The following is a 20562-nucleotide window of genomic DNA, read 5'->3' on the forward strand; positions in this document are numbered from 1 at the left end:
CGAAAATCCATAACATATTTGCCAGAAACACCATCCAAACTTCGCATCAATGCCTGCCTCCTGTTCGGCAACATGGTTTTCCAGCGATGCTGAGTCTCTTTGTTTTCGCATTGCTGATCGCGTTTCCAGAAACACAAATCCCAGCGGCAGGATCTGAACCGACCGATTTTCAGCTCGTGGCCCAGCTTTGGTCGATCCCAATCGCCGGGAACGACTCCCACCAAGAGACACGCTCAGAGAGTCAGCTTGCACCGGAAATCTTCCCAGCCCTGTGGAACGACGTCGTGATCGTCTCCGACGCCGCAGGCGTACGCGCCCTCAATCTTCAGACCGGAAAATCAGCCTGGCCGGTCGATGAGCACGACGAAGGCTATTTGTTGCAAACATCGAAGCGGTCTGGCTCCTCTCGCGCCGAACCTGCAGAGCCCTCGTACCGTGGATTCATTCATGAAGACTACTGGTACGGCATCGTTGATCGACGACTGGTCTGCTTGAATCTGGCAGCGGAAGGAAGACTCGAGTGGAGTCTTTCCCCTCGAGATCTCGTTCCCATCACAACGCGGAATGCCTGGTTTTCTGGAGATCCGATCTTGGGAGGCGGAACGATTTTTGTTCCGATTCGCCAACTCGACGTAACTCCACAGTCCACAATCTATCGGTTCACCTTGAAGGGGGAAGAGACTTGGAGAAGCACTCCATTCGCACTGAAGTCCCACCAGATCGCAATGAAGTACGATGCACTCGCTGCGACAGACTCCCACTTACTTCTCTATTTGGGGAATGACGAATTGGTCGCTTTCGACATCCCCACGAAAAAACTCCAGTGGAGCACCCGGGTCACTTCCACCAGCACTCAACCTCGGCAGATCGCTCCGAACAGAATCCTCTCTACAAATGAGAAATTCGTGGTTTGTGCAGACGGAAATTCCGGGATCGCATTCAATCTCGAAGATGGACAGAAACTCTGGGAACTACGTTTTGCCACCCCGGTTGTGCGATTCTGCGAAGAAAGCAACGGCACTTTTCTCTGTTCCGGGGAACAACTGACAGCGTTCGACGCTCATACTTTGGCGGAACGGTGGAGATTCGGAGGTGTTGACCTCGCAACGTCCGGGTTTGGGCGAGGGGTCGTTCGTACGCCCCTTCTGATTTGGCCAACTCGTGATGAAATCTGGGTTTCCGACCTTCAGACTGGCCGGGTTCAACGCAGAATTCCTCTACAGCAAATGACTGGAGAAGGTGGAGGCAACCTCTTGCTGACGCAAAATACGGTTCTCATTGCGAATAGAACGTCACTGCGAGCTTTCCGGATCGAGTTCTCTCCGAAATCTCTCCCATGATCTGATTTCAGTTTGGAATTCCCCACAACCGGGCTGTTAGAATCATATCAACGGATAGGCAAAGCACTTTTCTCCCAGCCGTCTGGTGAAGACTTCCTTTCTCTCCATTCTGCTTTTGGGAGAGGGTTTGCCATTCTGTTCACTTCTACTCTTTCGGGCATCACTCAGTAACAGGATAGAGATGATGGCACAAAGACAGACACGGCAGCCACAAATCAACGTGAAACGGGAGACGGCAGCCAGACATGAAGATCCTCTTTCCGGTGAGACAGGAGCTCACCCAATTGGGGTCGGTCTTGGTGCTGCTGCAACAGGTGCTGCCGTCGGTGCGGTTGGAGGAATGGTTGGTGGGCCAGTCGGAGCCACACTCGGGGCGATCGTCGGTGCCGTGGCCGGGGGACTGGGCGGAAAAGCGTTCGCGGAAGAGGTCGACCCCACAATTGAAGAAGCATTCTGGAGAAAAAACTATCAAGGCCGTCCGTATGTGTTGGAGGGCGAAAAGTACGAACGGTACGCTCCCGCGTATCGCTACGGCATCGAACAGTTCAGCGCCCATGATGGCCTATCGTTCGAAGACATCGAGCCCAAGCTCAAGCGGGGCTGGGAAGCATCAAAATCATCACAGAATCTGAATTGGCCCGAAGCACGGGACGCGGTTCGTGATGTTTGGTCCCGACTCGAATCTGACAACGTCGACTGACATCCCATCGACCAAAACCGGTAGTTTACTGCCAAGAAATCACCCACGTTCCTTTTGGTCGCGTGGGTGATTTCTTTTTAAAACGTCCATGTCGAGGCTGAAAACCAGCCGCGTCTTCATATCGTCCTTAATGCGAAGTTAGAGTTCGCCCTTCACACCGAGGTCGTGGAAAAAGTGTTCGACATTGTTTTGATTTTCCAATAACCAGTCGATTGAAGGCTCGTTTCGCATCGCTTTACGAATCGCCTTCGAAGTCGCTGCCCGGTTCGTTTCGAACAGTATGTTGTGATCGATTTCCACATTCACCACACTTGGATCGAGCCAGACAGAGACGATGATTCCCAGATCATTCGCTTTTTCCTTGGGAATATCTCCAGCCCGAACAGCATCAAGGACCCCATGTGCAATCGCCGCCTGCACGGTCCCCATGAGAATGTTGGTGTATTTGGAACTTTCGACCGTCACTTTGCTGACCATCAACGTGACCGGCTTGACCTGCACATCGCTATTGAGAATCGCGAAGACCTTGGTATGCCCCTTGGCCTGGTTTGCAAGCTGGTTGGCGATCGAGAGACCGACCGGACCGTCCAGCTCACCGATGATGACTTCTGGTTCAGCCGCAGACCATGCTGGCTCCGCTTCCACGAGTGCTTCTCCAGTCCGCATGACAATTCGCTCGAGCGGAGCGGACTGTTTAGATGCAGAAGTCACAGCAGGTTTATTTTTCTTGGCTCCCTTGGCAGGTTGCTGAGCCTTTTTAGCGGATTTCTTCTTCGCCATTTGATTTCTCGTCAGGTGACTGATTGAACGGAATTCTGCTGAAACTGTCGCCCCAGAACGTCAACATCGAGGCCATTCTGACCAAGTTCTATCGAAGCGCCACACAAGATCCAATAGTGGAGTCTTATGGCTGAGGAAATGATGCTTCCTCTGGCGTTTCCGCCTCCGCTAAAATAGATTCGGTAGGTTCTGCACCCGTCGCTGCCATCCGTAGAGCGATCCGACCGGGTTTCATGATGTTTTCTTCTCTGAGTGATATTTCTCCTCGAAGTATCGGCTCGAACTGAATATGGAATTGACGAGGTTGTTTCATGTCCGTTGAAACGGAAATTCGCGATGCATTGGCCCAGATCGTCGACCCCGCGCTTCAGATGACGCTGGCGGAATCCAAGATGGTCTCGTCGGTCGTTGTCGATGACGACAAAGCCACCGTCGAGATTGTTCTCCCAACACATGCCTATCCATCCCGAGATTTGCTTGAGGGACTGATTCAGACCGCTGTCAAAACCACAGTGGGGATCAAAAACACGACCGTCAATTTCAGAGTTGTTGTCAAGGGAAAGCAGTCCGGAGCGAACATTGGACTGAACATCAAGAACATCATCGCAGTCGGAAGCGGTAAAGGGGGAGTTGGAAAATCAACAGTCTCCGCCGGCATCGCCTACGCACTGCAGGCGTGGGGAGCCAAAGTTGGCCTGATGGACGCCGATGTTTACGGTCCCAGCGTTCCGCATCTGTGCGGGGCGACGGGGCAACCAGAAATTCGCACCTATCAAATGCCTGATGGTCGCACCTTCGAACGCATTCAACCGATCGAAGCCAATGGCCTCAAAACGATCTCCATGGGCTACATGGTCGATCCCGATCAGGCTGTGATCTGGCGAGGTCCGATGCTGCACAAAGCTCTGAGCCAGTTTCTGCAGCAAACAGAATGGGGTGAGATCGATTACCTGATTATCGACATGCCACCCGGAACCGGCGACGTCGCACTGACATTGTCGCAAATGGTGTCGCTGGCGGGCTCGGTCATCGTTTGCACACCACAGCAAGTCGCCCTGCTTGACGCTGGCAAAGCGATCACAATGTTCAACACGGTCAAGATTCCAATCCTGGGCATGGTGGAGAACATGACCGGAGAAATCTTCGGTCGCGGAGGAGCCAAGGTCAAAGCGGCCGACATGGGAATCCCTTTCCTCGGCGAAGTCCCATCGAACGCCATCGTTCGCGTCGCGGGAGACGAGGGCCGAATCGGTGATCTCGTCGCAGAAGGAAGCCCTGTTCGCGCCGAAATGATGCAGATTGCATCCAATGTCGCCATCAAAGTTGCCAAGTCGATTTTGGAAAATCCGAGCCTGCCAACGCTGGAACTGCTGTAAGACAATACTCCTCGGCTGCGTCGAGCGGAACCGATTTCAAATGATCGAGAGCACTGGGAATCCCCCGGTGCTCTCTTTTTTTGTCGCTCAGCGTCGTTGCCGGGGAAGGGATGACGTGCTCCCCAGCATCGTGAAAAAACACTCAGCGGCGGGATTTGCGCGTACCCAACTGGCGCAAATGTGTAGCCCAGGAGTGCCATCCGGCGGCATCGCAGCCACCCCACTGGATCGCACAATTCACGATGTCTTACAAGAAATCCTGTCGCCGTATCATCCTTTGCAAAAGGAGGTTACGGATCAACTAAATGACAACATCGTGGAATCGACGATCGTGCAATGACCTTTGAGCGAGGGTGAGTCTTCTCCTTCCAGCCAGTTTGCCAGAACGCTTCAGCACTGCAGAAAGTACTCAAAAAAACATTATACGAACGACAATATACCATTCTCGAGAAAGGGATATTGTGGCATTTTGACATTTCGTACAAACTCGTCCCGCCAGTTCATCGGGCGATCTGGCACCGTGTCGACAAGCGGTTCCGCTTGCGTGACTTGAGCGCGCACTCCTCGAGGTTCCCTGAAAGATATCCAGCGTTCTTCGTTAGATTTCAACTGCAGTCATGCAGTCTCAGCTCGTACCAAACTTTCATTTACGACATAAAATCGGGCCATGATCACACTGATTGGAATCTTCATCGTACTTGGAGCCGTGCTCACTGGCTTCACAATGGCTGGAGGGCATTTTCATACCCTGGTTCACCTTTCCGAAGTGGTCACAATCGGAGGAGCTGCACTCGGGGCGATGATCGCAGGTTCGCCAAAACAAACTCTAATCGACATTTGGCGAGGACTCGTCGGGGTCGTTAAGGGTGGGAACTGCACCAAAAAGACTTACACCGAGATTTTTCAGGTTCTCTATGAGTTCTTCTGCATCGCCAGACGCGATGGCCTACTCGCACTTGAATCGATTTTATCAGACTCCGAATCGTCTTCTCCATTCGACAAATATTCGAGTCTTTCGAAAGATGCTCACTTAAAGGGATTCATCTCGGACGCCCTGATCTCAGCTTCAGAAGGGGCCGATGGACCACAACTCCAATCTCTCCTCGACGCCGACATCCGAGTGATGGAAGAAGAGCATCACGCTGCTGTGGGAGCTCTCAACAAAACAGCCGACGCTTTGCCGGGCTTCGGGATTGTCGCCGCGGTTCTGGGAATCGTGATCACGATGGGAGCGATCGACGGACCAGTCGAGGAAATCGGGCACAAAGTCGGTGCAGCTCTTGTCGGAACATTCCTGGGAATTCTTCTTTCCTATGGTGTAATCGGACCTCTTGCCAGCAAGATGGAATCCCTCGGACTGGCAGAGAGTGCCATGCGAAAAACGGTGGCGTCCGCCGTCGTTGATTTCGTCGACGGAGGGACTCCCAAGGCGGCTTTGGAAAAGGCTCGACGCGGCGTTTCCACTGATTGCCGACCTTCCATGAAGGAAATGGAAGAAATCTTCAAAGCCGCAGCCTGACGACGGGTATCGAACGTTCCCACTCCGCCAGGGACTTGTATTTGGGACCTGCCGTCGCGACCTGCAAAAAAATCGCTGCCAGAACAAAATAGCTTGTCCACCAGCTGACTCGCCGCACATACAATGCAGCTGGTCCATTCGACTCTGGTAAACGACGCTCAACGAAGCAGTTCGTGCGAGCGCATCGTCGATTTTGTTCATGCTTCGAGTTCGCAGTAGGAAGTCAGATGATGGCGTTCCAAAAGCACTCAGTTTCAGATGCTCCAGAAATCCAGCAAGCTCAGCAATTAGTTGCGACATACTTGCAATCGCGACGTTCCTCCATCACGCAGATTCGCCCGCCGATTCAAGAGCTGCAGTCGAGCTATATGGAGACTCTCGCAGACTTCACGGATCAACGTGGTGGGAATCTCTTTTTCCCTTACATCAGCAGCGGTGCCGGCAACGGCGCCCTCGTCGAACTCGCGGATGGAAGTATCAAACTCGATCTGATTTGCGGAATCGGGGTTCATGCGTTTGGTCACAGTGATCCGCAACTCACAGCAGCTTGTGTGGAAGCGGCATTGAGCGACACAGTCATGCAGGGGAATCTCCAACAGAACATCGACTCTGTTTTGCTGACTCAGGAATTTATTGATCTTGCCTGCTCAACAGGAGCCGAACTCCGCCACTGCTTCCTGACAACAAGCGGGGCAACCGCAAACGAAAACGCACTGAAGCTCCTGTTTCAGAAACAGTTCCCGGCGAACCGGTTTCTTGCATTTTCAAACTGCTTTTCAGGCCGCACACTTGCCACATCCCAGCTTACCGACCGCGCGAAGAATCGCGTTGGCCTCCCCACGGTCATGAATGTCGACTACGTCCCGTTTTTCGATGAACGCGATCCTGATCGATCGAGTGCAGAAAGCTTCTCGCGACTCAAGGAACATCTCTGCCGGTACCCCAAGCAACACGCGGGGATGATCATTGAACTCATTCAAGGGGAGGGGGGCTATTACGCAGCTCCGCAGCAGTATCTCCATGAACTCTGCTCGATTCTCAGGGAACACGCGATTCCTATCTTCTTTGACGAAATCCAGACCTTTGGACGCACGACAGCTCCGTTCGCCTTTCAGCATTATGGTTTGGAGCACTTCGCGGATGTCGTCACCGTCGGAAAGATGACTCAGGTTTGTGCGACATTCTTCAGCGATCGCTATGTTCCTCAACCGAATCTCATCAGCCAGACATTCACTGGCTCCACCTCGTCAATATTTGCAGCCAGAAACATTCTTCAACGTCTTAAGACTGGTGATTACTTCGGTGAAACCGGCCGGATCATGCAGATCCACGCCCGCTTCGCACACCACTTCGAGTCCATTCGGGATCGACACCCGAGCCTGATTCAGGGTCCTTGGGGAATCGGCGGAATGGTGGCGTTCACTCCACTCGGCGGGGACGCTGCCAAATGCAAACTGTTTCTGGAAAAGCTGTTTCAAGCTGGGGTGATTGCCTTCTCGGCGGGAGGAAGCCCGACTCGCATCCGCATGCTCCCTCCATTCGGCGTTCTTACAGATGACCAGATCAAACTTGCCTGCCGGGTCATTGAAGAAACACTGTTGGAAACCAATTGAAGTACAGGAGTCACGGGACAAGAACTCATTCAATTCAGTGACGAGAGACATTAGCGATGTTTGTTGTACGACCAGTTCAAATTGACGATCTTGAACGGCTTCTCGTTCTGGCCGGACTGACTTCCTTCGGTCTCACAACACTCCCGAAGGATCGAAACCTGCTCGAAAAGCGGATCAAGAGGTCTTTGAAATCATTTCGCAATCTCGATGGCGATGATCCAACCGGGGAGTCGTACTTGTTTGTGATCGAAGATTTCGACTCACATGAGGTCATGGGCACATGCGGAATTGTTTCCAAAACCGGAGGCTTTGAACCGTTCTACTCTTACCAGATTCAAACGAGCACTCACGAATCTCAAACGCTGGGAATTCGCAAAGAGATCGCTGTGTTGCATCTCGTTGAGAATCACGACGGCCCCAGTGAAATTGGCAGTCTTTTTCTGCATCCTGATGCCCGCGGTGAGGGGAACGGACGTGCTCTTTCGCTCTCCAGATTTCTATTCATGGCGGAATATTCGCAGATGTTCGATCCTGACGTCGTCGCTGAAATGCGAGGCGTGATCAATGAACAGGGACGCTCTCCATTCTGGGATGCGCTGGGGAAGAAATTCTTCGATCTGGAATTCCCTAAGGCTGATTACCTGAGCATCGTCAACAAAGAATTCATCGGGGACTTGATGCCACGGTTTCCGATTTACATCCCGCTCTTGCCTGCAGAAGCTCAAGCGGTGATCGGCGAAGTTCACGAACTCACAAAGCCAGCGAGAAGACTTTTGGAGTCTGAGGGATTTCGATTCGAAAATCAGGTCGACATCTTCGAAGCGGGCCCCCTGCTGCATTGTCCATTGAAGAAGATTCGGAGCGTTCGAGAAAGTCAGGTCGGGAGGGTGATCGAGATTGTGCCCGTCTCATCACAACAGTCGATCGAGTGCCTGATCGCTTCTCGAACAGACGGATTCCGTGCAACGCGAGGCTCGCTCGAACTCACCTCGCAAGGCGTCAAGATCGATGCCAGAATCGCTGAATCACTGGGAGTCAGCGTGGGCGATCCACTTCGGTACATTCTCTTCAGATCAGAACACCATCAAGTGAGGTGAAGATGAACTTCATCGCAGGAAACTGGGTGGAGGGAAGCGGAGAGTCATTTCATTCACTTTCCCCAGCCACGCAGAGAATCATCTGGACTGGCAGAGCGTCCCATCCGAACGATGTCGATTCTGCAGTTCAAGCGGCTCACTCTGCATCATCCGACTGGGCTCGCCTCTCGATCACTCAACGCTCCAAATACCTATTGGCCTTTCGCGCTCAACTTGAACAACACCAAGTGGAACTGACCAGAGCGATTACAGAGGAGGGGGGAAAGCCGCTTTGGGATGCAGCCACTGAAGTCAGTGCGATGATCAGTAAGATTCATTCCAGTCTGTCCGCGCTCAGCTCACGACGGGTAGACAATTCAATTCCCATCGCTGGCGGAAATGGAAGAACGCGATATAAGCCGCATGGAGTGACCGCGGTTTACGGGCCGTTCAACTTTCCGGGGCACATTGCGAACGGTCAGATCATCCCAGCACTCGCAGCTGGAAACACGATTGTGTTGAAGCCGAGCGAACTGACTCCCCGTGTCGCAGAACTCACAATCAAGCTTTGGGAAAAAGCGGAGATTCCTCCTGGAGTAATCAATCTCGTTCAGGGCGGTCGTGAGTGCGGGGAATCGCTGGCAAAACACCCAGAGGTTAACGCCGTTCTCTTTACCGGCAGCCTGCGAACGGGCATCGCGTTACGCCAGGCTCTCGTCCCGTTTCCCGAAAAGCTTCTTGCTTTGGAACTGGGCGGCAACAACCCTCTGATCGTCCACCGTGTTCGGGAGATCCTCCCTGCGATCTACTGGACAGTTCAGTCGGCATACCTGAGTTCGGGGCAACGCTGTACTTGTGCCCGTCGGCTGATCTGTACTGAGGGAAATGATGAGCTGATCACTCTTCTCATCAAGGCGGTCAATAACATTGAGGTCGGCGCGCCAGACGGTTCTCCTCAACCATTTATGGGACCACTGATTCACACTCAGGCAGCCGATCGCGTTCTAGAAGAGCAGGAACGCATGATGAATCACGGAGCCATCCCACTCGTTCAGTCAGAACGCCTTTCACTGGGACCAGCCTATCTCTCTCCGGGGCTGATTGATGTCACCAATTGCAGTGTCAGAGAAGACAAAGAGCTTTTTGGTCCCATTCTTCAACTGATTCGAGTCCCGAATTTGAAGTCCGCGATCGAGGAAGCCAACCGGACTCAATACGGCCTCGCTTGTGCAGTGTTCACTCAAAACAGAGAGGACTACGAACTGGTCTTTGATCAGGTTAAATCGGGATTGATCAACTGGAACAAACCGACGACCGGTGCGAGTGGTGAACTCCCGTTCGGAGGGGTGGGGCGAAGCGGAAATCATCGCGCAGCTGGCTCGTTCACTGTCGACTACTGCAACATTCCCGTCGCGTCGCTTGAAAGCAATCACATGGGAATCCCTGCGAATCTACCTCCGGGATTTTCGATGCCATGACCGCGTTTGAAGTCAACTTTGATGGACTTATCGGGCCGACGCATCATTACGGCGGACTCGCTGAGGGAAATCTTGCTTCATTCCGAAATCGCCATCGCGTTTCGCACCCCAAAGCTGCGGCGTTGGAGGGGTTGAACAAAATGAAGCTCCTGATGGATCTCGGAGTGAAGCAGGGAGTGCTTCCTCCTCAACCACGCCCACATTGGGGATTTTTGCAGGAGAGGGGGTTCACAGGAAGAGCAGACGATGTCATTGCTCAGGCGGCGAGAGAACGTCCCGATTTGCTCTCGATTGCTTACAGCGCCTCTTCAATGTGGACAGCAAATGCTGCCACTGTTTCTCCTAGTTCAGACACGGAAGATGGGAAAGTCCATTTCACTCCCGCCAATCTGATCAGCACGACTCACCGTCAGCTTGAAGCCGTCAGAACAACTGAAGTCCTCCGTCAAATCTTCTCGAATCAGAAGTATTTCGTTGTTCATGACCCATTACAATCCGAGGCGAAATTCGCTGACGAAGGGGCAGCAAACCACATTCGACTCTGCGAGACTCACGGAGCGAAAGGAATCGAGATCTTCGTGTTCGGAAACGACGACGAAGATGCAAACAGTGCCTCCCCGATGATCTACTCACCCCGCCAAACCTTGAGCGCCAGCCGTGCAGTCGCCCGACGGCACAAGCTGCGTCCAGACGAGGTGCTTTTTCTGAAACAGAATCCCGATGCGATTGATGCAGGCGTATTTCATAATGATGTCGTCGCATTCGGGAACGAACGCCATCTGGTCTGCCATGAACAATCCTTCGTCAACCAGAACAACATAATAAAGCAGTTACGGGACATCCCGAACCGCGATTTGAAAATCGTTACCGTCGAAACAAAGGACCTCAGTCTCGAAGAAGCTGTCGCCACCTATCTCTTCAACAGCCAGCTCGTCACGATTGGATCAGGTGAAGACCGCACAATGACACTCATCGCCCCCATTGAATGCGAACGATCTTCCGCGTGCCTGAACGTGATTGACCAGATTCAGGTCGAATGCGAGCGAGTAACCGATGTCCAATTCGTCGATGTCCGCCAAAGTATGCGGAATGGAGGAGGTCCTGCCTGTTTGCGACTGCGGGTGGTTCTTACGGAAGAAGAATTGAATCAGCTTTCTGGAACGGTCCTACTAACGCCGCAGTTGTACGAAGGACTCAGGAAGACCGTGATCAACCATTATCGCGATGAACTCGATGTCGACGCTCTCCGCGACCCGCAGTTGGCAGTAGAGTCGAACAACGCACTCGCTGAGATCTACAGCCTGCTCGGTCTCAACTGGAGTCCAGACTTCCCTTGAGAGTGACGAAATCTTGTCACTTAGCCCCTGCCTCAGGGGAGTGTGGCTGCGAATGGTGGAAAAACTCGTTCAAACGCTGCGTTTATCGCCGCCGGAACGCCACACTCTCGTGAGAGGCGCGCTAGGCGGGGAGATAGAGCGATGCTCGTGTCGGGTGATTGTTCAGGGAACAACGATTCGACCACAAAAAAACGCTGCTGACAAAATTGGGTGTCAGCAGCGTTCTTTGATCGAATCTTCAGGAGGAGCCTATTGAGCTGGCGCCGCCGGTTTTGTTCCGCCTGGCATCAGCAACATCGACATCGCACGACCACTCTCCATGCGTGGTGGTTGCTCGACTGTCGCGACGTCTGCAAGCATGGTGATAATTTCCTGCAGCAAGTCCCGTCCACGATCATGATGCGCGTTTTCTCGACCGCGGAACACGACGTTGACCTTGACCTTGTCCTTGCGAGCCAAAAATTCTCGTGCTTTGTCAACTTTGACCTGAATGTCATGCTGACCGGTTTTGGCACCGAGACGGATTTGTTTGAGCTGACTTTTGTGTTGTTTTGGCCCGACAGACTTGCGCTGCTTCTCGTACTGTGCTTTGCCGAAATCCATGATTCGACAGACCGGAGGCTTGGAATCAGGGCTGACTTCGACAAGATCCAGTCCAGCATCCATCGCCAGCTGTAAAGCGACAGGAGTTTCCATCTCGCCGAGCATTTCGCCCTCAGCATCCACGACACGGATGGGGGTAATTCGAATGCGCTCGTTCATGCGAGGCAAGTTCGTTTGGGTTCGGGCAACCGGTTGCGGCCGTCTGATGTTTTAGCTCCTCAAAAATAAAATGGAAAATTGAGACAAAGAGCCCGCGAAGCCACGGAAATCCCGTGACTTCGCGGTTTTGCTCAAAACTAGTTGATCACTTGGACATCGTTGGCACATGGGCCTTTTTTGCCCTGTCCAACAGTGTACTCAACTGTCTGGCCTTCATACAGGTTCTCGTATGAAGTCCCTTTGACTGAAGAATGGTGGAAGAACAAATCCCCACGATCACCTTCGATGAAGCCAAAGCCTTTGTCTGTCAGTTTCTTGATCTTACCCTGTGGCATTGCTGCTATCCTAAAAAATTTGACTCGTCGTCCCGATGACCTTTCAACACAAAAGCTCATCTGGAAAACAACTGAGCAGTGGGCCACAGACCTGACGTGGTTACAAAAACTCACTGGCATTGTGTGGTGTTTGAAAGACAAAGCCAATTCAACAGCTTCTCCTTCTCTGCTCGTAACATCCTGTGGTGTCTGACGACTCCTCAAGATGTCCCACAAAACCTGGCAACTTGCCAGATTTGAATGGCTTCTTGGCAACTTACGTCGCCTGAACTCTCACTGTGCTGATGCGAAGTACTTTCCTGACCGGACCTTCCAACCCATCAACACGCAGAAATGTAACATTTTGGTTAGTTGTCATACAACTGCGATCTTGGAATCTCTCGCGAAAAACCTAAATCAAATCCCAACGTCCTCGGGAAACCGGAGAAGCGATCGCATCGCGCCCCTTCGCCTCGCTGACAACCAATTTTCTCCCCTGGAGGGAGCTTCCATTCAACCGGACCATCGCCTCGTCTGCATCATCCAGATTTCCCATCCGAACGAAGGCAAACCCTTTGGATCGACCAGTCACTTGATCCTTTACCATCTGTACAGCGGACACGCGTCCGTATCGTTCAAATGCCGACCGCAAATCGGTCTCCGTGGCGTTAAACGATAAATTTCCAACATAAATACTTGTCAACAAACAACCTTTGAATCTTGAGGCTCAGCTCTCTTGGAGGCCGAATACCGTGAAGGTACGACTGCTGAGCGATGAATTGGCGAATGAGAAGGCTCGAATTCCACACGGAACCCAGAAAGAATTCGACAACACACTTCGCAACAATGCTGTCGACTGTAGCCGTAAGGTGAGAAAGAGACCCGGAGAATTGAGCCTCATCGTGGCAGAGACTTCGCGTGCAGCGAGCACGTCGAAGATCCGATACGCAAAGAAATCTACTGGTAAATGGCGAGAGGGGCTGAAAGAGCCTCTCGAACAGAGTCCGCAAATGACTTTATCCCAAACTATTTCCTGATGACTTCGCTCTCACTTCCATTTCTGGTTTTGAGCAGCAGTCGTGTGGACCGGGCGAAGTCCAAAAGAGCTTCATCGACCCGAACCTGCACGAATTTGTGAGTTGAAAATCATCTCAACCGCCAATACGTGCAAGAATCCACTGCCAGTGAATATATCGTACGTCCGTTCACTTGACGAGACTTATTCTCCAAATTTTGAGAACTTACGAGATTTTCTTCGATGTCGGTAGAAATTTCGTCATCGAGAACCGACCCGCCCGACCGCTTGGTTCCGGCAGGCCGACTCCGCACGTGGGAGACTCGGGAGTTACCCGCTAGATAACGCGGTCAATTCCACAACAGATCATCCGAAATACCGATCGTTTGACTCCGTCGCCACTGCATTCTGCACAGGAAAGCACCTGAGATCACGAGTCCGCTTCGGCAAAAAACGCCATTGGACACGTTCGAATCCGTCCAAACCTGCATCAACTCATGACTTTAGCCTAAATCGTCTGTTCAAGATTTTCATTTCCGCCAAAGTTACCCGTAACGCAATTGTATTTGCGATGACTTTTTGGAATCAGGTTCTTTCCTCGAACTGAGTGGCGACAGTGATGGATCACATGTATCGCAAAGATCGACTGAAACAAATCGGACGGAAACTTGCGTTTCTCTCAGTCTTCCCGATGTTGATTCCGTCGCAATCTTTCCTTGTCGCAGCTGAACAGAACGTGCTTCAGTTCAAACAAAAGAGCGACGCAGAAGAGAAAAAGGCGTCCACCCCCGAGGAAAGAGCGAAGTCTCAATGTAAATTGGGATACTTCCGCAAACCTTGGGACGTAGTTCTCAACAATGTCGCGGAAGAAACCAACTCCACATTGGTGATGGAGGAGATCCCTCCTGGTCTTTACACACGCGCCGACATTGCGAACCACACGCGGGAAGACGCAGTCCGCATCCTCAATCGGGATCTGGAAAAAACGAATTTTCGACTGATCGAGAACGGAAACGTTCTGGAAGTCATCTCGACAAAGAAGAAGAAAATCGACTTCCAGCGTCACAATGCATCGACGGAAGTGAAACGCCCAACGGCTGGGATGAATCAACCGATTACGTTGGCATCAGCTGAGTCTGACACCCCTGCGACATCTGTGGTGCAAAAGGCGAACCACGAAAACGTCGTCAATGAGGAAACGGCTCCTCCATCAACGATCACGATCCACCCAACGACCCGACCTGCCCTCGATCTCGCAAAGCAGATCCACCAGACCTTCAAGCAGCGATCACATCTTGAAAACACTGGACCTCACGGACTTCCCGCATTCGTCGTCGACCACTTCGAGCAAACGGCAATCGCTGCAAAGCGTCCGCTTTTCGTGCTCGAGATCGACACAGCGAACAACGAATTACTGATCACCGCAGAGCCGTCAGTTCAGGTGGGCCTGAAACAACTCATCACGAAGATCGACATGAACCCATTGGGGGGTGAGCAACTTCCCAAACTCGTTGCAGGGAATGGGACCACTGCAGAAACAGGACGAAAGCTGGCACAGCCACTCTCATTAATTTCTCAGTTGCGAACACAGACTCCTCCTACAACCACCGAACCAGTTCAGGCTCCTGCTGCAGATTCCTCAGCTCCGGCCGGGAGTGCTGCCCCAGCAACCGCACCTCAGACAACACCCGAATCGAACCCTGCGAACGCCGCGGCGGGCGGGCTCCCCGCATTGCTCGGCAACCTCAAGGGGGACGTTGCGATTGAAGCTCTCAACGACCTCGACCTCCTCATCCTCCGAGGAAACGAAAAGGATGTTGAGTCTGTATTGCAGGTGATTCAGGCCATTGAACAGATGGCAATGGGCAGCATGCCTGAGATCCACCTCTTGCGACTTCGGTTTGTCGATTCTCAATCGATGTCCCAGTTGCTGAATGACGTCTACACCCGCATGTCGGAACTGCGTACGAACAACGCCCAACAGGCCCTTGTCTCCGTGCGAGTCGTCCCTGTGGTTGTTCCCAACGCCGTCCTCATCCTCGCCCCTGGAAACGCCATCGAAGGGGTCCTCGATCTGGCAGATGAACTGGATCAGGCCATCGACCCGACCCATGAAGTTCAGATTTTCCGCTTGAAACATGCGGTCTCCACATCTGTTGTGGAAATGTTGACCAACTTTTACACCCAGCCACCCGTGGGCTTGGCGACTCGATTGAAAGTTGCCTCCGATGCTCGCACCAACAGCGTCGTCGTCCAGGCAAATCCTCGCGACCTGTCAGAAATCGCCGAGTTCATCCGCGGGCTCGATAACGAACAGTCAGCATCCACGAGCCGACTCCGATTGTTCCCACTCAAAAGTGCTGCTGCAGAAGATCTGGCTGCATTTCTGAACAACGCGATTCAAGGGACACTTAACCCTGCACGAATGACCTCCACGACTGGACAAGGAGGATTCGGACAGCAGCAAGGGGGAGCAAACTCTGCCACCCAACAGGCACGGGCGACTGTCCTCGAATTCCTCGCGGAAGGTGGAGATGAACTGATTCGATCAGGACTCCTGAACGACATTCGCTTTAATGCTGATCCTCGTACGAACAGCCTGCTTGTCACCGCATCGGAACAAAGCATGCCGCTCGTGGAAGAACTGATTCGCATGCTCGACCGCCCAAGCAGCGCGGTGGCAGAAATCAAAGTCTTCCCGCTCAAAAATGCGGACTCGATTAATGCTGTCGCACTCCTGAACGAAATGTTCAGCTCATCCCAGCAGGGTGCTCAACGTCCTGCGGGGGCCGCGAATCAATCCAGCGGACTTGGGATGGAACTGATCGGAGCGCAAGGGAATGGAAACAGTTTGATTCCAATGCGTTTCTCAGCCGATTCCCGAACCAACTCGGTCGTCGCAATCGGCGGAGCAGACACACTTCAGATCGTCGAGGCCATCCTTTACAAGCTCGACTCGAACCACACACGAAATCGTATTACCAACGTCATTAAGCTGCGAAACACACAGGCAAGTGTCGTTGCTCAGGCAATCAATGATTTCCTCGCTGCACAACGAGATCTGGCAACGATCGATCCAGACCGGATCAGCACGAGCCAGCTTCTCGAGCAGGAAATTATCGTCACTCCGGAAGACTCCACCAACAACCTGTTGATCAGCGCAACTCCGGTCTACTTTAAACAACTCGAAGAGATTGCCCGTCGACTCGATGCAGAGCCCGCTCAGGTCGTCATTCAGGCGATGCTGGTTGAAGTTGTTCTGGACAACAAGGACGAGTTCGGAGTTGAACTCGGGTTCCAGGATCCAGTTCTGTTCGCCCGCAGTACGATTGGAAACCTCGTCACGACAACGACGACAACATCCCAGCCAGGTCAGCCGCAAGTCACCACAACAAACGTCATTTCTCAACAGGCGACTCCGGGATTCAACTTCAATAATCAATCCCTGGGAAGTAACAATAGCACCTCGAATCCATCGATTGTTGGATCGCAAGGATTGACGAACTTTGCGCTCGGCCGCGTGAATAACGATCTCGGATACGGTGGATTGGTCCTCTCGGCAAGTTCAGATGCGGTCAGCGTTCTAGTTCGTGCACTCGCAGCCCGCCGTACACTCCGCGTTCTCAGCCGACCTCAGATCATCGCTCTCGATAATCAGCCAGCATCCATTCAGGTGGGGCAGATCGTCCCAGTCCCGGACGGTGTGAACATGACAACCAACGGAATTTCACAGACAAACGTGCTGCGGGACCCGGCGGGAATCATCCTCACAGTCCAGCCTCGCATCAGCCCCGAGGGGCAGGTCGTGATGGAAGTTGCGGCTGAGAAGAGTGCTTATCCCAACTTGAACAGCGGTGTCCCGATCTTCACAGACAACGAGGGAGGCATCGTCTACGCACCGGTCAAAGACATTACAACTGCTAACACGACGATTAAGGTGCCGGATGGGCAGACGATCGTCGTCGGCGGGATGATCACAAAGAACGACCAGACAATTGAACGTAAAGTTCCATGGCTGGGTGACCTTCCGGTGCTTGGAAAACTCTTCCAGTACAATGTTTTTGATAATCGTCGAACAGAGCTTTTGATCTTCCTGACTCCACGAATCATCCACAGCGATGCAGACATGGAGCAACTCAAGCAGATTGAAACTGGCCGAATTCACTTCTTTCAGGATGACGCGGAATCGATTCACGGACCGATCCTCGGCGTCCCGGCAGACATGACATTCCCGCTGGAACAGCTGGATAATAACGACCCAGCACGACTCCCTGAACTTCCCGCCTCGGAATTTGGACCTGCTCCGCTCCCACCGCCACCGACTCCGCAAGAAATTCAGCCAACCGCCGGCGCTAGAGCAATTGAAAACAGAGGAAAAGTGACGCGAATCACTTCCCAAAAGTAGTTCACTCACTCCCCTTGAATCTCCCCAATGTCAGGGAACACTGCAATGCAGCGTAAGCACTCCAACTCACTCCTCCGACTCTCGATTCTCGCATGCTGCCTCGCTGTCAGCAGCGGATGTCAGATGCTCAACATTTCGAAGATTGGAGACCTTCCATCTGCCGACTCAACGCACCCTGTTGTGGAGATCGTGACAGTCTGGCAGCCAGGCGAAGGGAACTTCAACGGCCTCCCGACTCGCGGTTTCGCGGGGCAGATCATGTTCTTCGCGATGGGTGAAAAGTCACCGGTGAAGGTGAACGGCAGCGTTCGCATCTATGTCTTCGACAATGTGGGGACACCGGAAGAACAGGAAAAGCCAATTGACGAGTTCGAGTTCGACGCGGCCTCATTCCAGACATTCCTGGCTCCAACAAACCTCGGTGCGTCTTATCAACTGTTTATCCCTTATACTCGTAAGGGGACACACCTCGCCAATTGTCAGCTACGGGTGCGATACACACCTGAAGATGGGTCGAAAGTCTATTCCAAGATGGCTGCGATCACTCTGGCTGGTACCACACAACGCAAACCCAACTCAAGCGTCACAGTCGACGACGTTCCTCAGGAAGAGGTGCACAAAAACAAGATTGCGCAGGTCTTGAGTGAAAAGAAAGATGAAGTCGTCTCGCCCAGCGAGATCGTGAATGCCGTTGCTACGACAGAAAATGAACAGGCAAAAAAGAGACTCCGCAACAGCCTGACTGAAGCAGCCAAGATTCCGGCCAACACAGCGGAAGTCGCACAGGCAAGTCACGAAACAACCGTCGTTGTGGACGAAAAACCAGTCGATCCGGCACCCGCTCCTCGGACTCCCATGAAGCTGCATCCGCTTCTGAACCAAACTCCAGTGGAACAACCCAAGTCAGATGCACCAGCCACAACACCCGATGCAACTCCTCCTTCCGAACCTGCAGCGGTCGCAAAGGAAGAGCCGGCATCTGAAAAGGTGATTCCAGCCGCTGAGCCTGCCAAACCTGCCATGACCGCACATCCTCTCCTCGATAATTAAAAAAGCGGACAGTTTGAAAATTCGAAAACCATTGATGCATCCAATTGGTCGATAACGACTTAAACAGAGACTCCCTGTGGTTCAAACGGGGCATTTTCGGGAAATTCGATCTCTTCTTCTTGCTGCGGTGTTCCAATCACTGACAGAATAGAGACGTTGCCATTACTTCGAACGGCCATCAGGGAATCACTCGAGATGCGAACACTCTTTACAATCGCCCTCATCGCCGGAGTCCTTCAGGCCTCGATCGCTTCCGCGCAAACACGGTTCGGCTCTGGAAGCACCGGTTCAGCTGGAACAACCGGTTCATCGACCCGATCCTCGTCTGGACAGTCCATGTCCCGGACAGGAACGACAGCGAACAGCACTCAAAGTCGTGGGAATTCCGGCATTGCAGGACAAACTCCAACTCTCGGAGCAACGTCGAATCTGAATGCAGGGGACGGGAGCTTAGGGGCGCAGATTGGTTCACGCGGTTTCATCGGCGGAATTAATAACTCCGGCGGTTTTATCGGCGGTAATCAATCTGCAACGTCTCAGGGACGAAGAATGAATTCCCAGATGTTCTCCCAACTTCAGAACCTCGGAAATGGGCAGTTCAGCGGCAATACCTCACAGACACCACAGCAACTGATGCGTCCTCAAGTTCGATTGGGATTCAATTCCCCGATCGTTGCACCGGAAGCAATGCAACTTTCAGTGCAAAACCAGTTCACTGCACTCCCTGCGCTCGGCGAACGAGGCCGAGGTGTCGTTGCCACATCCCAGGAGAGTGGGGAAATCATCCTTCGCGGGTCGGTGGCATCTGAAGAAGACCGACGATTGATGGAAATCCTGACTCGGATGGAACCGGGAGTTCGAACGGTTCGCAACGAATTGGAAATCTCAAAGTAGATGGGCGGGGTTCCTTCAGGATCCCCGTTTCACTTTGTGCACTCGATCAGGGTGATCGGACTGTGATCGAAAAAACAGGCCCAGAACTCAGGATCTGCGTGCTGCAGTCCGGCAGGAGACAATTCTGGAGAGTGCCATTTCACCTCCCGAAACCCAGCATCCCGAAATGCCGCTTCATGCATTTCCTGACCGAGGTGATAGTTTTCGATGTCGAATTCACCGTCGTCCAGATAAAACTTCCATTGAATTGGAGAGCCGATCTTCCACTCGCCGGGCGCAAACGTTTCGAACCCATACTTTCGATACGACGGCGCAGTTGAAAAATTCAACGACTGGCAGCAATTCACTGTCACAAAGCGGCCCCCTTCGTCGAGGGCGTCGTAAATGCCATTGCACATTGCTCGCAGTTCTTCTTCGTTACGCGCGTAATTCAGTAGGTAGGCTGCCACTGCGATGTCAAATGGCTCTGAAATGGCCAATTGGCGGGCATCGCCGACGATGTACTGAATCCCGGCCTGGAACTCCTGTTCCTGCTTCGCAGCCAGTTCAATCATCCCGGCTGAAAGGTCCACCCCAGTGACACGGACCGCCCCACGCCCCCGCAGCATGCGAGTGTAAAAACCTTCCCCGCAGGCAATGTCGATCGCTGATTTCCCAGCGAGTGGGCCGACGAGGTTCAGCAGGCTGAATGCCTCGATATAAGTTCGCCATGGTTGTTGCTTTGAACGTTGATACTGCTCTGCGATCGGGTCGTAATTGGTTGTCATAACGTTTGTGCCCACTCAACGTTGATTTCAAAATCGATCTGATCACTGTGACAATATCGAAACCTCGACGTTTCACGCCATCCGGAAAAAAGGAACGATCGCATTAAAATATTCCTTTTTTGACCGCTACTTTCAG

The 20562-nt window shown here is 52.7% G+C and carries 17 protein-coding genes; 12 read left to right on the forward strand and 5 right to left on the reverse strand.

The window, feature by feature from the left end:
- The first annotated feature begins 86 nt into the window (after nt 1–86).
- Entirely contained in the window at nt 87–1340 is a 1254-nt protein-coding gene (locus SH668x_RS01785) for an outer membrane protein assembly factor BamB family protein (RefSeq protein ID WP_437186984.1), read from the forward strand.
- 181 nt (nt 1341–1521) lie between these two features.
- Nucleotides 1522–2040 (forward strand): hypothetical protein, encoded by a 519-nt coding sequence (locus SH668x_RS01790; RefSeq protein WP_437186985.1) that lies wholly within the window; start codon nt 1522–1524, stop codon nt 2038–2040.
- Between the two features lie 138 nt (nt 2041–2178).
- Here the strand turns inward: SH668x_RS01790 and fae are convergent, their stop codons facing one another.
- Nucleotides 2179–2706: a formaldehyde-activating enzyme gene (fae, locus tag SH668x_RS01795; protein ID WP_437188501.1), complete on the reverse strand. Its 528-nt coding sequence runs from the start codon at nt 2704–2706 to the stop codon at nt 2179–2181.
- Between the two features lie 425 nt (nt 2707–3131).
- On the opposite strand from fae, the gene SH668x_RS01800 reads away from it, so the two are divergent.
- From SH668x_RS01800 to SH668x_RS01825, 6 genes are all read left to right on the forward strand, one after another.
- Entirely contained in the window at nt 3132–4196 is a 1065-nt protein-coding gene (locus SH668x_RS01800) for a P-loop NTPase (RefSeq protein WP_437186986.1), read from the forward strand.
- A gap of 667 nt (nt 4197–4863) precedes the next feature.
- A complete protein-coding gene (locus tag SH668x_RS01805; protein ID WP_437186987.1) occupies nt 4864–5715 on the forward strand; it encodes a motility-associated protein in 852 nt (283 codons plus the stop codon).
- A gap of 227 nt (nt 5716–5942) precedes the next feature.
- A complete protein-coding gene (locus SH668x_RS01810; RefSeq protein ID WP_437186988.1) occupies nt 5943–7328 on the forward strand; it encodes an aminotransferase class III-fold pyridoxal phosphate-dependent enzyme in 1386 nt (461 codons plus the stop codon).
- A gap of 56 nt (nt 7329–7384) precedes the next feature.
- Nucleotides 7385–8425 carry an arginine N-succinyltransferase gene (locus tag SH668x_RS01815; RefSeq protein ID WP_437186989.1) on the forward strand — a complete coding sequence of 347 codons (1041 nt, stop codon included), beginning with the start codon at nt 7385–7387 and terminating at the stop codon, nt 8423–8425.
- 2 nt (nt 8426–8427) lie between these two features.
- Complete coding sequence (locus SH668x_RS01820; protein WP_437186990.1) at nt 8428–9882, forward strand: succinylglutamate-semialdehyde dehydrogenase; 1455 nt, start codon at nt 8428–8430, stop codon at nt 9880–9882.
- A complete protein-coding gene (locus SH668x_RS01825) occupies nt 9879–11219 on the forward strand; it encodes an N-succinylarginine dihydrolase (protein WP_437186991.1) in 1341 nt (446 codons plus the stop codon). The genes SH668x_RS01820 and SH668x_RS01825 overlap by 4 nt, the downstream gene beginning before the upstream one ends.
- A gap of 249 nt (nt 11220–11468) precedes the next feature.
- Here the strand turns inward: SH668x_RS01825 and infC are convergent, their stop codons facing one another.
- The 3 genes from infC to SH668x_RS01840 all read right to left on the reverse strand — a co-directional run bounded on the left by infC (nt 11469) and on the right by SH668x_RS01840 (nt 13001).
- A complete protein-coding gene (gene infC, locus SH668x_RS01830; RefSeq protein ID WP_437186992.1) occupies nt 11469–11981 on the reverse strand; it encodes a translation initiation factor IF-3 in 513 nt (170 codons plus the stop codon).
- A 137-nt stretch (nt 11982–12118) separates the two neighbouring features.
- Nucleotides 12119–12316, reverse strand: a complete 198-nt coding sequence (locus tag SH668x_RS01835; protein ID WP_437186993.1) for a cold-shock protein — start codon at nt 12314–12316, stop codon at nt 12119–12121.
- Between the two features lie 391 nt (nt 12317–12707).
- Nucleotides 12708–13001 carry an RNA recognition motif domain-containing protein gene (locus tag SH668x_RS01840; protein ID WP_437186994.1) on the reverse strand — a complete coding sequence of 98 codons (294 nt, stop codon included), beginning with the start codon at nt 12999–13001 and terminating at the stop codon, nt 12708–12710.
- A 46-nt stretch (nt 13002–13047) separates the two neighbouring features.
- On the opposite strand from SH668x_RS01840, the gene SH668x_RS01845 reads away from it, so the two are divergent.
- The 4 genes from SH668x_RS01845 to SH668x_RS01860 all read left to right on the forward strand — a co-directional run bounded on the left by SH668x_RS01845 (nt 13048) and on the right by SH668x_RS01860 (nt 19659).
- On the forward strand, nt 13048–13332 hold the full coding sequence (locus SH668x_RS01845) for a hypothetical protein (protein ID WP_437186995.1): 285 nt from the start codon (nt 13048–13050) through the stop codon (nt 13330–13332).
- 606 nt (nt 13333–13938) lie between these two features.
- Nucleotides 13939–17715: a secretin N-terminal domain-containing protein gene (locus tag SH668x_RS01850; RefSeq protein ID WP_437186996.1), complete on the forward strand. Its 3777-nt coding sequence runs from the start codon at nt 13939–13941 to the stop codon at nt 17713–17715.
- Between the two features lie 27 nt (nt 17716–17742).
- A complete protein-coding gene (locus SH668x_RS01855) occupies nt 17743–18765 on the forward strand; it encodes a hypothetical protein (protein ID WP_437186997.1) in 1023 nt (340 codons plus the stop codon).
- A gap of 195 nt (nt 18766–18960) precedes the next feature.
- Complete coding sequence (locus SH668x_RS01860) at nt 18961–19659, forward strand: BON domain-containing protein (RefSeq protein ID WP_437186998.1); 699 nt, start codon at nt 18961–18963, stop codon at nt 19657–19659.
- 29 nt (nt 19660–19688) lie between these two features.
- Here the strand turns inward: SH668x_RS01860 and SH668x_RS01865 are convergent, their stop codons facing one another.
- A complete protein-coding gene (locus SH668x_RS01865; protein ID WP_437186999.1) occupies nt 19689–20426 on the reverse strand; it encodes a class I SAM-dependent methyltransferase in 738 nt (245 codons plus the stop codon).
- Nucleotides 20427–20562 lie beyond the last annotated feature (136 nt).

The organism is Planctomicrobium mucosum (genome assembly GCF_051466335.1).
Taxonomy (GTDB): domain Bacteria; phylum Planctomycetota; class Planctomycetia; order Planctomycetales; family Planctomycetaceae; genus Planctomicrobium.

Excerpts from the sequence above, each read along its gene's own strand:
- SH668x_RS01850 (WP_437186996.1), top strand. The coding sequence starts at position 13,939 with ATGTATCGCAAAGATCGACTGAAACAAATCGGACGGAAACTTGCGTTT.
- fae (WP_437188501.1), bottom strand. The coding sequence starts at position 2,706 with ATGCGGACTGGAGAAGCACTCGTGGAAGCGGAGCCAGCATGGTCTGCG.
- SH668x_RS01825 (WP_437186991.1), top strand. The coding sequence starts at position 9,879 with ATGACCGCGTTTGAAGTCAACTTTGATGGACTTATCGGGCCGACGCAT.
- SH668x_RS01805 (WP_437186987.1), top strand. The coding sequence starts at position 4,864 with ATGATCACACTGATTGGAATCTTCATCGTACTTGGAGCCGTGCTCACT.
- SH668x_RS01835 (WP_437186993.1), bottom strand. The coding sequence starts at position 12,316 with ATGCCACAGGGTAAGATCAAGAAACTGACAGACAAAGGCTTTGGCTTC.
- infC (WP_437186992.1), bottom strand. The coding sequence starts at position 11,981 with ATGAACGAGCGCATTCGAATTACCCCCATCCGTGTCGTGGATGCTGAG.
- SH668x_RS01800 (WP_437186986.1), top strand. The coding sequence starts at position 3,132 with ATGTCCGTTGAAACGGAAATTCGCGATGCATTGGCCCAGATCGTCGAC.
- SH668x_RS01865 (WP_437186999.1), bottom strand. The coding sequence starts at position 20,426 with ATGACAACCAATTACGACCCGATCGCAGAGCAGTATCAACGTTCAAAG.
- SH668x_RS01860 (WP_437186998.1), top strand. The coding sequence starts at position 18,961 with ATGCGAACACTCTTTACAATCGCCCTCATCGCCGGAGTCCTTCAGGCC.
- SH668x_RS01785 (WP_437186984.1), top strand. The coding sequence starts at position 87 with ATGCTGAGTCTCTTTGTTTTCGCATTGCTGATCGCGTTTCCAGAAACA.
- SH668x_RS01810 (WP_437186988.1), top strand. The coding sequence starts at position 5,943 with ATGATGGCGTTCCAAAAGCACTCAGTTTCAGATGCTCCAGAAATCCAG.
- SH668x_RS01855 (WP_437186997.1), top strand. The coding sequence starts at position 17,743 with ATGTCAGGGAACACTGCAATGCAGCGTAAGCACTCCAACTCACTCCTC.
- SH668x_RS01790 (WP_437186985.1), top strand. The coding sequence starts at position 1,522 with ATGATGGCACAAAGACAGACACGGCAGCCACAAATCAACGTGAAACGG.
- SH668x_RS01820 (WP_437186990.1), top strand. The coding sequence starts at position 8,428 with ATGAACTTCATCGCAGGAAACTGGGTGGAGGGAAGCGGAGAGTCATTT.
- SH668x_RS01815 (WP_437186989.1), top strand. The coding sequence starts at position 7,385 with ATGTTTGTTGTACGACCAGTTCAAATTGACGATCTTGAACGGCTTCTC.